Source organism: Rhizobium sp. CFBP 8752 (assembly GCF_014842035.1).
GTDB classification, from domain to species: domain Bacteria; phylum Pseudomonadota; class Alphaproteobacteria; order Rhizobiales; family Rhizobiaceae; genus Neorhizobium; species Neorhizobium soli.
This window is the reverse complement of the sequence record NZ_JACYUZ010000005.1, coordinates 268,691-280,487: the sequence shown is the minus strand read 5'-3', so window position 1 is coordinate 280,487 and position 11,797 is coordinate 268,691. Positions and strand designations below refer to the sequence as shown.

At 59.6% G+C, this 11,797-nt stretch carries 9 protein-coding genes; 6 read left to right on the top strand and 3 right to left on the bottom strand.

The genetic code is table 11. The annotated features are described in order from the left end of the window. The first annotated feature begins 180 nt into the window (after nt 1-180). Nucleotides 181-1,074, top strand: a complete 894-nt coding sequence (locus IFT59_RS21725; RefSeq protein WP_113165862.1) for a helix-turn-helix domain-containing protein — start codon at nt 181-183, stop codon at nt 1,072-1,074. Between the two features lie 71 nt (nt 1,075-1,145). On the opposite strand, the gene IFT59_RS21720 is transcribed toward IFT59_RS21725, so the two are convergent. Further along, nucleotides 1,146-3,272: a TonB-dependent siderophore receptor gene (locus IFT59_RS21720; protein ID WP_113165863.1), complete on the bottom strand. Its 2,127-nt coding sequence runs from the start codon at nt 3,270-3,272 to the stop codon at nt 1,146-1,148. Nucleotides 3,273-3,557: 285 nt separating this feature from the next. Here IFT59_RS21720 and IFT59_RS21715 point away from each other — a divergent pair, with 285 nt between their 5' ends. From IFT59_RS21715 to IFT59_RS21695, 5 genes are all read left to right on the top strand, one after another. Continuing rightward, nucleotides 3,558-4,562 (top strand): iron-siderophore ABC transporter substrate-binding protein, encoded by a 1,005-nt coding sequence (locus IFT59_RS21715; RefSeq protein WP_446737855.1) that lies wholly within the window; start codon nt 3,558-3,560, stop codon nt 4,560-4,562. A gap of 2 nt (nt 4,563-4,564) precedes the next feature. Continuing rightward, nucleotides 4,565-5,608 (top strand): FecCD family ABC transporter permease, encoded by a 1,044-nt coding sequence (locus IFT59_RS21710; RefSeq protein WP_113165864.1) that lies wholly within the window; start codon nt 4,565-4,567, stop codon nt 5,606-5,608. A gap of 2 nt (nt 5,609-5,610) precedes the next feature. Next, nucleotides 5,611-6,645 carry an iron ABC transporter permease gene (locus tag IFT59_RS21705; RefSeq protein WP_113165865.1) on the top strand — a complete coding sequence of 345 codons (1,035 nt, stop codon included), beginning with the start codon at nt 5,611-5,613 and terminating at the stop codon, nt 6,643-6,645. Nucleotides 6,646-6,653: 8 nt separating this feature from the next. Next, a complete protein-coding gene (locus IFT59_RS21700) occupies nt 6,654-7,457 on the top strand; it encodes an ABC transporter ATP-binding protein (protein ID WP_192088300.1) in 804 nt (267 codons plus the stop codon). Nucleotides 7,458-8,469: 1,012 nt separating this feature from the next. After that, entirely contained in the window at nt 8,470-9,654 is a 1,185-nt protein-coding gene (locus IFT59_RS21695) for a GGDEF domain-containing protein (RefSeq protein WP_192088234.1), read from the top strand. 247 nt (nt 9,655-9,901) lie between these two features. Here the strand turns inward: IFT59_RS21695 and IFT59_RS21690 are convergent, their stop codons facing one another. Further along, entirely contained in the window at nt 9,902-11,134 is a 1,233-nt protein-coding gene (locus IFT59_RS21690; protein ID WP_113165867.1) for an FAD-dependent monooxygenase, read from the bottom strand. A gap of 53 nt (nt 11,135-11,187) precedes the next feature. Then, nucleotides 11,188-11,637 carry a MarR family winged helix-turn-helix transcriptional regulator gene (locus IFT59_RS21685; RefSeq protein ID WP_113165868.1) on the bottom strand — a complete coding sequence of 150 codons (450 nt, stop codon included), beginning with the start codon at nt 11,635-11,637 and terminating at the stop codon, nt 11,188-11,190. Nucleotides 11,638-11,797 lie beyond the last annotated feature (160 nt).

Sequence of the window (11,797 nt, the reverse complement as noted above, 5' to 3'; positions counted from 1 at the left end):
GAGGAGGATTGCCGCTGTTCTGCCAAGTGCCTCATGGGATGAGTGGGCCTTAGACACGAAGCCATTCGGGGCGGAGTCTTCTTCGTTGATGAACATCTTCGAAAAATGGTATTTGTCATGTTGTGGTAAACCCGCGCTCGCGTTGCTGCGCAAAGCGAGCCGTTAGGAGCTATGTGCCCTTTGAATTTCTGGCATTCCATGGTTTGGCGCACGGATGGCATTCGGGTTATCTCCCCGGTCAAATGGAGACGCTTCGACGGTATGGTCGGCGCACTCTGGGAGGCGGAAAGCCAGGCAGGTGCCAACGGCTATTACCTCGCCGCCGATCCGCGCATCATGATCTTCTTCGACGACGTTTCATCGAGAGTCCGCATTTCGAACCAGAATGGCGACTTCGAGCGAAATCACCGGCCCTTGACCCGGGCAATCTACATTCCCGCGGGCGTGCCGATGTGGACGACGAGCACGTCACTTCATCGCTTCTCGCATCTAAACCTGCATCTTCATAAAGACCGTCTGCTGCGCTTCCTGTCGCCATCGGTCGGGCAGGCTGCCGCATTGTCAGCGCTGAAACAGCCTGCGGAATTACAGGATGCGCCGGGGCTGCAGGTGCTTGCCGGTCTGCTTGCCGAAGAACTGGACAATCCTTCTCGCCATGAGGTCTATGCGGAAAGCCTGGTCGGCAGCATCGTTACCGGACTGCTCGAGATCTCCGAACAGGGTGCTGGCAAAGCCGACGGCCGTCTGACCCAGGCGCAGATGAACAAGCTTGCCGCCCGCATCGACGCGCTTGGCGACTGCCGGATGACCGTCGCTGAAATGGCGGCCGCCGTCGGCCTGTCTGAAAGCTGGTTTGCCAACGTCTTCAAGCAGACGACAGGCAAGACCCCGCTCCAATGGCAGCTTGCCAGGCGGATCGATCTTGCCAAGAAACTGCTGCTCGACAACGACCTGAGAGTTGCAGGCATTGCTGCACAGCTCGGTTTCTCCGACCAGGCGCATTTCACCAAGGCATTCCGGCAGGTTGCTGGCGAGACCCCCGCGGCGTGGCGGCGGATGCTGCAGGTTCGCTAGCCACGCGATCATCCCAAAGGAAAAGCCCACCCACTTTCAGGCGCGTGGGCTTTTTCGTTTCGAGTTCCGCGTTACCAGGTCTGGCGCAGCGTCGCCATAACGGTACGGCCGGGATTGTAATAGACGCCGCCGCTGTCCTGGCTGGCAATATGCTTCTCGTCGAACACGTTGCTCATGTTGAGCTGGAACGTCGTATTCTTCTGGATCTTGTAGGTGAAGGAGGCATCGAACAGGAAGGCGCTTTCCGACGATCCGCTATTGGCAAGGTCGAGGAAGTAGGAGTCCATGTATCGACCGCCGACGCCGAACGTCATGTCGCCGCGAGCGCCCTCGCCGTCCAGCGTGTAGGTCGTCCACACAGATGCCAGGTGCTTGGGTACGCGCATCAGGCGATTGCCGTCATTGACGCCACCGGGCTCGTCGATCTTGGAGTCGATATAGCTATAGGCTGCGATGACGTCGATGCTCTCGGTCACTTCCGCCTTGGCTTCAAGTTCGAAACCGCGGTGGCGGACCTTTTCAACTGTCGACGGCAGATAGGTGACGCTGTCGTAGACGGTAATATTGCTCTTCGTCAGGTCATAGACCGACGCCGTGAACAGCGCGGGGAAGGCTTCCGGACGGTACTTGATTCCAACCTCATACTGGCGTCCAATCGTGGGCTCGGTACCGATGCCGGGAGGTGCAGCCGACTCGGCATAGCTTGCAAATGCTGCGACTTCCTCGGTGATCTTGTAGCTGACGCCGAACCGCTTGGTGAACTTGCTCTGCGTGTCGGAATCTGAAGCGGACGAGAAGAGATCGTCCTGGCTCAGATCGAACCAATCGTTGCGCACGCCGACACTGGTAGTTAGCTTATCCCAGAAGGTGAGATCCTGCTGCAGATACAGACCCGTCGTCTTCTGGTCGTTTGCGGTACCGTAGGTGGGGTCGGTTGAAACCGGTCCGCCGGTATAAACCGGATCGGTGGTGCTGATCGGCGGTGCACTTGTATCGTACAGACCGTAATTGTCCGACTTGAAGTTGTTGTAGTCGATGCCGACGAGCGTCCGGCTCTCGACATTGTCGAAGTCCTTTTCGTACATCAGGTGCGCATCGACAACGAATTGCTCGGTTGAGGTATCGCTTCCAAAGAAGTAGCGATCCGCAAGGTTCGAGCCGTCGGTACGCGTATTGGACAAATAGGCGCTTCCGAACGCGGTGTCGGAATTGCTGTAGCGCGCTTTCGAACCGAAGCTCAGGCCGTTGTCGAAGTCGTGGTCGAACATCAGGCTGTAGGAATTGCGGTTGGTGGTCAGGAAGTAATAGTCAGGCTCACCGAAGAACTTGTCGCGATCGAAGTCCGACCCGATCGGCTGACCGCCGCTGCCCGGAATGCCGTCCTTGTCGAGATGATCGAAAACGAAGGACAGGCTGGTAAGATCGGTCGGGCGCCATGTGAGGCCGCCCATCAGGAACTTCTCGTTGTCCTTGGAGTAATCGTATTCCGCATCGGCATTCTGGAACTTGCCGGTGAGACGGTAGGACAGCGTATCGTCTTCGGTCAGATTATCGCCGAAGTCGAAGCCACCTTCCTTGTGGCTGAACGAGCCGCCGGTCGCATAAACCTCTCCGAAGCGTTCGGTCTTCGGCAGCTTCGTCACGTAATTGATCGCGCCGCCCGGTTCGGCCGCGCCGAAACCCGAAGAACTGGTGCCCTTCAGAACCTCGATGCGCTCATAGGCATAGGGTTCTTCCTTGACGCCGCCGAATGTGCGGCCGATCGCCAGCCCGTCGCGGTAGGTGTAGGGCGTGAAACCACGAATATCGATATAGTCGTAACGATCGTCACCACCGTAATAGTCGGTGACAACACCAGCCGTGTACTGCACCACCTTCTCGACGCTGTCGGCACCGCGCTCCTCGATCTCCTTCGAGGTGATGACGGAGATGGATGCCGGCGCAACGAGGATATCGTTCGGCATTCTACCGACTGCGGTAGTCTCCGTCGCGACGATCGATTGGGAATCGTTGCTCGTATCGAGCGTCGTGCCACTTCCGCTGATGACGATCGGAGCCAATGTCGTATTGGAACCCGAATTGGCTTCCTGCGCGGCCAACATGGTCGGTGACAGTGAGACAAGCGCCGTACAAGCGAGAAGGACAGCTTTTGAGGAGCGAGTGGTAAACCGGTACGCGCGGCGGCCTGCTATATCCATATTGCAAATTCCAAGGGTTGGCGTGATCTTTTCAGGGGAAAGGCCGCAAAGTCGTTACCCGCCCAAGCACTTGAAATGCTTTGGCCGCAGCAAATTGTCTTACCAGAAATGTCCCCTGCAACGCTGATAACTTGAGAATTGTTGTCCGGTATTGTATTTTTTTCGTAAATTGTAAAAAACCACGGAAATTGCAGGCCAAGATCTGCGCATCTGTCGGCTTCTCGTTGACGCCGTCTCGTGAACCTGAAAATGGAAGTCTACTTAAAGCGAGGCAGAGGTCACCCTATGATGCGGTCTTTTCTCCTGGCCGTGCGATTTGCGGCCGTATGTCTTTTGTCTTCTCTTTCGGGCGTAGCGGCTGCTGCCGACGGTCAGACCTACCCCATCGTCCTCAAAAACGCGTTGGGAACGGCTGTTATCACGAAGAAACCCGTGCGTGTCGCAACCGTCGCCTGGGCCAACCACGAAGTGCCGCTGGCGCTTGGTATTGTGCCGGTCGGCTTTGCTCGCGCGAATTTCGGCGATGATGACGGTGACGGCGTGCTGCCCTGGGTGGCCGCACGGCTGAAGGAACTCGATGGCAGTACGCCGGTCCTGTTCGACGAAGGCGATGGTATCGATTTCGAGGCCGTCTCGGCAACAAGGCCAGATGTGATCCTCGCCGCCTATTCCGGCCTCAGCCAGGCAGACTACGACACGCTGAGCCAGATCGCCCCAGTCGTTGCCTTTCCTGACGGGCCCTGGTCGACAGACTGGCGGGCGATGATCCGTCTCAACAGCGCCGGCATGGGCATATCGGACGAAGGCGAGGCCCTGATCACCAGGATCGAGGGACAGATCGCCGAGACGGTCGCCGGTCATCCGGAAATCAAGGGGAAGTCGGCGATGTTCATCACCCATCTCGACCCGACCGACCTCAGCACGGTCAATTTTTACACATCCCACGATACCCGCGTGAAGTTCTTTGCCGATCTCGGCCTGACCTCGCCCAAAAGCGTGGTGGAAGCATCGCGCTCAGGCAAGTTTTCCGGATCCGTCAGTGCCGAGCGGATCGATGCCTTCGACGACGTCGATATCGTCGTCACCTATGGTGGCGAAAAGCTTTTTGATGCGCTGAAAACCAATCCGCTGACCTCGCGCATGCCGGCAGTGGCGAAGGGCGGCCTCGTCATGCTCAGCCGCAATCCGCTCGGCACAGCCGCAAACCCGACGCCGCTTTCGATCTCCTGGCTGCTGACGGACTACGTGGCGCTATTGTCCAAGGCCGTGGGCACGACCGCTCCAAACTGATGATGACGGATCGCCGCCCCGATGCGAAACACCGCATATCGGCCATCGCGCTAACGAACCGCAACCGCGCCCTGTGGCTTGCCGGTGTCGTGGCGCTGCTCGCCGCGCTCTGCGCGTTGTCGGTGACGGTCGGCACACGTGATGTGAGCTGGAGCGATATCACTGCTGCTCTCGCTGGCCGGACGGACAACCTCGGCCAGGCTGCCGTCGCATTGCGTATCCCGCGAACGCTTCTTGGCGTCTTGGCCGGTGCGGCACTCGGTCTTGCCGGCACCGTGATGCAGGGCGTCACCCGCAATCCGCTTGCCGATCCCGGTATCCTTGGGGTCAACATGGGTGCGTCGCTCGCCGTGGTGATCGGCATTGTCTGGTTTCAGATCGAGACTGCGGGAGCGTATATCTGGTGGGCGATCGCAGGAGCGGCGCTCGCTGCCGTGTTCGTCTATACGATCGGCTCGCTCGGGCGTGGCGGCGCGACGCCGTTGAAGCTGGCGCTGGCGGGGGCCGCGACTTCAGTCGCCTTTGCGTCTCTCGTCATTGCCGTGGTTCTGCCGCGCGCCGATATAGCCGGCGGCATCCGCTCTTGGCAGATCGGCGGCATTGGCGGGGCGACATCAGAGAGGATCTGGCCGGTCCTGCCGTTTCTCGCCGTCGGCTTCGCGATCAGCCTTCTGTCGGCCCGCAAGCTGAATTTGCTGGCACTGGGTGACGAGCTTGCCGTCGGTCTGGGCGAACGGGTTGCCTTCGCTCGCGCCTCCGCCTCGATCGGCGCTATTCTTCTCTGTGGCGCAACGACTGCCGTTTGCGGCCCGATCGGCTTCCTCGGACTTGTGGTGCCGCATGTCTGCCGGCTGCTGGTCGGGATAGACCACCGCTGGCTTCTGCCGTTTTCGGCGCTCGGCGGCGCCTGTCTACTGATCGCCGCGGACGTTGCGGGCCGCATAGCCGCCCGGCCGGCGGAGATCGATGTTGGTATCCTGACTGCGCTGATCGGAGCGCCGGTCTTCATCTGGATCGTACGCCGCCAGCGCGTGCGAGAACTCTGACGATGGTTTCCACCTCGCTGCAGACACTGATTGCCAATCGCCGACGCCGACAGCGCCGCTACCGAAGCGTGGTTTCCATTCTGGCGCTGCTGGTCGTGGCGCTGTTTGCGCTCAGCCTCGCCATCGGTCAGACCGTGACGCCACCACTCGAGGTGATCCGTGTCCTGCTCGGCGAACAGATCGGAGGCGCATCCTTTACCGTCGGACAGCTGAGGCTGCCGCGTGCTGTGATGTCGGTTCTTGCCGGATTGAGCTTCGGTCTTGGCGGCGTCACCTTCCAGCTGATGTTGCGCAATCCGTTGGCAAGCCCGGACATCATCGGGATTACCTCAGGCGCAAGTGCTGCGGCGGTGTTTGCCATCATCGTCCTGTCGCTGAACGGTCCGATCGTTTCAGTCATCGCAGTCGTCGCGGGGCTCGGCGTTTCCATGCTCGTCTACGGCCTCTCCTTCCGCAACGGAGTGGCCGGAACACGGCTTATCCTGGTCGGCATCGGCATCTCGGCCATGCTGGAAAGCATCATCGCCTATATCCTCTCCAGCGCACCGGCCTGGAACCTGCAGGAGGCGATGCGCTGGCTGACCGGCAGCGTTAACGGTGCCCAACTCGGCCAGGCAATCCCGCTTCTCGCTTCGCTTGCCGTGTTCGGCGGCCTTCTGCTCAACCGCAGCCGCGATCTGGAAGCGCTGCGCCTCGGAGACGATATGGCATCCGCCCTCGGCGTAGGAGTGGCGCGGACCCGCATGCTGATCATGGTTGCTGCCGTCGGCATGATCGCCTCGGCGACCGCCGTATCGGGGCCGATCGCGTTCGTCGCCTTCCTGTCTGGGCCAATCGCCGTTCGTATCGTCGGCAGTAGCAGTTCGCCGCTAGTTCCGGCAGCTCTGATCGGGGCGGTGCTGGTGCTGGCTGGCGATTTCGCCGGTCAGTTCCTGCTGCCGAGCCGTTATCCGGTTGGTGTCGTGACCGGAGCGCTGGGCGCACCCTACCTCATCTACCTGATCGTACGCGTCAACCGTACCGGAAGCGCCCTATGAACAGTGCAATGCCAGAACACACGCTCGAAGCCCACGGGCTGTCGACCGGTTACGGCACCGACAACATCCTGCATGACCTCGACCTGACGGTCCCGCCGGGCAGGATCACGGCCATCGTCGGCGCCAATGCCTGCGGCAAGTCCACGCTGCTGAGAGCCATGTCGCGGCTTCTGGCCCCGCGGGAAGGTCAGGTTCTGCTCGACGGCAAGTCGATCCACCGCATGTCGGCCAGGCTGCTTGCCCGGACCATGGGCCTCCTCCCCCAGTCGCCGATCGCACCTGAGGGCATCGCGGTTGCCGATCTGGTCAGCCGCGGCCGACATCCGCACCAGAACCTGTTTTCCCGTTGGACGCGTAAGGATGACGAAGCCGTCGATGCGGCATTGACCGCCACACGCACGACCGAACTTGCCGAAAGACCCGTGGACGAGCTTTCCGGCGGTCAACGCCAACGCGTTTGGATCGCCATGGCGCTGGCACAGGAGACCGACATCCTGTTGCTGGACGAGCCCACGACCTTTCTCGACATCAGCCACCAGATCGACGTTCTCGACCTTCTGACCGATCTCAACCGCGAGCGTGGCACGACTGTTGTCATGGTCCTGCACGACTTAAACCTTGCCGCTCGCTACGCCGACCATCTGGTCGCCATCGCAAAGGGTCGGGTCCATGTCTCCGGCTCCCCCGAAGAGGTCCTGACGCAACAGAACATCCGCGCCGTATTCGGGCTCGAAAGCCAGATCATCACCGACCCGGTCTCCGGCCGTCCCATGATGCTGCCGATCGGCCGGTATCGCGTTTTGGGGTGTTGAACGGCAAGGTCATATAGCTCCTTGATGGGACCAGAACCTACGACCCGGTCATTAGAGATCAAATCACTAAGATTCCTTAGGCAGTTCATCAGCTCATTAGTGGAGGAACGCTGTGTCAGCCTGCCGAGGGATTACAAGTTGGCGGGTCGATGAGCCCACGCCCTCCGCAATGACGACCAGATCGTACTGTTCGATCTTTCCGCTTACGAAGATAACCGAGACGGCATCTGCTACCTCCTCGCTCTCGATCGGGTCAAAGGGCGCAAGGTCGGCTTACAGGAACCACGCTTCGGCCGCTGTCAGCAGTTTCTTCTCGTCTCTCATTCCTTCCTGGAACAAGCGGAAAAGCAGCATCGCGAGCTCGTCGGGATGCGTGTCGTGTATCGGCACTGCCTGCGCAAATACTCTTTCGAGCAGAGCCAGATCTTCAGGCCGGAGAAGAACATCAGATGGAATTCTACCGCGCATAACGTAAGCTAGTGTGAGGTTGGTTGATTGGCAAGTGTTCGTGGAAGTATGATAGCGCTACCACTTTGTCGTCGGCTCGTTCTGACCAGCCTGCCAATGTCACAGAAACACGACCCAGACTTTGTCGCGGCGCAACAGGGTGGATCTTGCCACACTGGCGCTGAGCGGCAGCGAACGCGCCGCCCAGCGAGATCATGCTTCGCTCGGCTCCCTTGGTGCAGGCGGTTGGGAATGACGAGGCGACATTCCGGTTATATGCCGGGCAGCTTCAATGGCGCTCTCGGTTGAATGCAAACCGAAGATGTTTTCTGTACTGAAAACCATATCACCTTCCACTAGGTGCGGGTATGGCGGCGGCTAAAGATGCGACCGTCACATTCGATCCGCTGGCAAGTTGTATGACAGCGGGAAGCAACCCTATGCTTTAGTGCAGGCATGTAACGCCACGCTTAACGTTACGCCAACCATGTCGGCGGCATAGGAGGCTACGTAAAGAATCCTTCAAACATCTCCCTGTAAGCTTTGACTCAAGGCAGGCAGAGCAATGCAGATCGATTTACAAACTCTCTGGTACTTAACAATCGGAACGCTGCTGGTGTCAGCGTCGCTTCTCCTTTGGGAAAGGCAGGCTCATCCAGGTCGCGCACGCGTGCTCGGTGTTATGGCCGCGGCTCTCTTCGCGTTCGTTCTCGGCTGCGCACTTGCAATGAACCGCAGCCAAATCCAGGTCGCGCTCGGCATGGGGGCGACGAACATCCTGATGATGTTGGGCTACCTTTTGGTCCTCAACGCCATCGCCGGCCTCGACGGTCACCGATATGTCTGGTCGTCTGCTGGAGCGCTAAGCCTCCTGGCTCTCGCCTGGGCGATCGCTGGCACGCACTTCCCGGCCGCCTTCTGGAACCATGTCTCGTCTGTCCCCATCGCGCTGACCTGCGGCCTGACATCTTGGATACTTCTGCGCAGCCGCACGGTCCAGCGATTGCGCTCGCGTCCGATCGCAGTATCGATCTCGGCTTTCCACGCCGTGTTCTACCTCTGCCGCGCGTTCATTGCCCCTATCCTCCTTCAGCTGTACGGGCCAGATATTCTCCCCACCATCGGAAAGGCGACGATGTACGAGGCCGTCTTGTATTCTGTAGCGATGCCGATGTCTTTTCTGATGATCGTTCGAGAGGAGGAGAAGCAGCACCTGCTCCGCCTGTCGCAAACCGATCAGTTGACCGGGCTTGCGAACCGCCACGCCTTTTTTGAGCAGGCAGCTCGGATCATAAGGGAGCGGCAAGGCCACCCCGTCTCCCTGCTTGCCTTCGACCTCGACCACATCAAGGCGATCAACGACCGTCACGGCCATCCAGTCGGAGATCAGATTCTCAAGCTGTTCGCAGAGACCGCCCGCGAAGAAGCGGGACCCGACGCGCTTCTTGTCCGGCTGGGTGGTGAGGAATTCGCCGCACTCCTGCCACGGTGCAACCATCATCAAGCTCTCAGTCGTGGCTCAGTGATCGCACGCCGGTTCGCCATCGCAGCCGCGCAAGCAGAGGGCCTGAAGACCCAAGCGACCGTCAGTATTGGTCTTGCGGCACCGGACTGCCATGACCTCGCCGAAATGCTCGCGAGCGCCGATGGTGCTCTGTACCGAGCAAAAGCCCTTGGACGAAACCGGGTTGAGACAGCCTGCCCACACCAATTGCCCGCGACGCCCTTGAGCCGTTCGCTTGCATCATAGGTCAGGGGCAACTGTGGCAGGGAGTACAAGCGCGAGTTTGGCATCTCCCCGCGCCATGATGTCCAAAACTCTTCAGTGGAAGCGGTTTGGTATGATCACGAGCACAACACGGCAGCGGTTGCAGCCTATCAAAAAGCAGAAGCCAGCTCTGGCTTAAAGCAATCTGTCAAAGATAGGTGCGGAACGTCAACAATCTGACCGTGCGCTTACGAACGCCACCCGCTCCACGGGGATTCCGACCTAAACCTCAAGGTCCAGTTCGATGAGGTCGTTGGTGCAAAGGCAACTTCTCATATCGCGAAAGATCAGGTCCATCCGGTTCACTTGCGAACAATTTGGTGGCAAGACCGCGAATAGCCGGCTTGCTCGCTATGCGGAGGGTGTTATGCAGCAGGTTGATGCCGAGCCGGCTGTGCGGGTTCATCATGCGGGGAGCAATCTTTGGTACGCCCTGCCCTTTCTCGACCATTGGCCGCATCGCCTCTTCATAGGCGGAGAAGGCTTGCCTAATATCGCCGTTCCGCCGCAGCTCGCTGGCAATCACATAGCCGCCTGTCACAGCGAGTGTAGCGCCTATCCCCGCAAGCGGTGTTGCGCACCAGGCCGCGTCGCCGGTAAGCACGACGCGCCTCTTCGACCACCGATCCATGCGCACCTGCCGCAGCACGTCGAAGTAGAAATCTTCGGTCTCTTCCAAGCCGGCCAGCACCCGATGCGCCTGCCAGCCGGAATCGTCAAATCGCTCGCGGAGATAGGCCTTCTGCTGCTCGACGGTCCATTCCTGCTCGCCGTTCGGTGGCTGCTGGAGCGACAGCATGGCCCGCGTCGTTCCATGCGTGTCGGGCCGCAGCGATATGCTTCTGCCATCCGTCGCATTGTACCAGCGCCACATCTTATCGTCGTCGGCATGTCGCGGTATGGTGAAATAGGCGATGGTGAGATCCATCCATCGCGGTTTGTTCTCCTGAGGGAAAACCAGCTCGCGTGTCGATGAGCCTACGCCCTCCGCGATGACGACCGCATCATATTGTTCGGTCTGCCCGCTCGAGAAGGCAACCGAGACCGCCTCTGCGCCTTCTTCGATGGGATCGATGCGATCGATGCGATCGCCGAAACGAAACGTCGCGTAGTTGCGGGCTGACTCGTACAGGAGGCGAGCAAGATCCCCACGTAGGATTTCCATCTCCGCCGTTGGGCCAGCGCTACCGAAATCGGCAGTGAGGAATTTGGCGACCTCTCCGCCATGCTCATCGATCCAGACAGTCCCCTCTTCCCCTGTTCCGCGATCGAGGGCTGCCTGTTCCAAATCCATCCGGCGCAGCACTTCACGGCCCAAACCCCGGATGTCAATATTCTGCCCACCGTCTCGAAACTCTGGGGTGCTTTCGACGACTGTTACGTCGAAGCCGTAATGGCCTAGCCACCAAGCGGCTGTATTGCCGGCGACGCTTGCGCCGGTGATGAGGATGCGACGGGACATGCGATGATCTCCTTTCCGTAAAGAACATCACTCGTGATATATTTGTTCCGTCGTCAGCGCTCGAAATTATCGATCAGTCGCTGGAAAAGGCGAACCATTGACATTGCCTCCTCGGATGAAAAGCCTTCCAGCCCCCTAGCATTTGCAGCTAGTAGCGCGTCGCGTCCCCGCCGGGCTGCCTCTTGCCCCTGGCTCGTCAATTCGACCATTGCCGCCCTGCGATCGATTGACGAGGGCGACCGGCGGATCAGCGTCAGCGCTTCCAGCTTGTCGAGGATCGCGACCATCGCCGGCTGCTTGACTGCGGAGGAACGCACAAGGTCGCGCTGGAGCATCGGTCCCTTCCAGGAAAGGAGCATGATCGGGCCAATCAGAGAAAGCGAAAGCCCGTATGGTCGCAAGGCCGTATCTACCAGCCTGTTGAACACACGGGCAGCGTGATTGGCCAGGTAGCCGGGAGCGACTGCCGCCTCCGGATGAATATGGTCGTCCTGTTCTTGCATAGGTCTTTCCTAGGCGAACTACGACCCGGTTGCCAGCACAAGATTTGCTGCACGATCCGTGGATCTCAAATTGATAAAGCAACTGTTCCAAAAGCTGAGCGTTACCGCAGCAACTTCGTTATGCTTCCTTTAACTTGGCGGCACGCAATGCAGCCGTCTT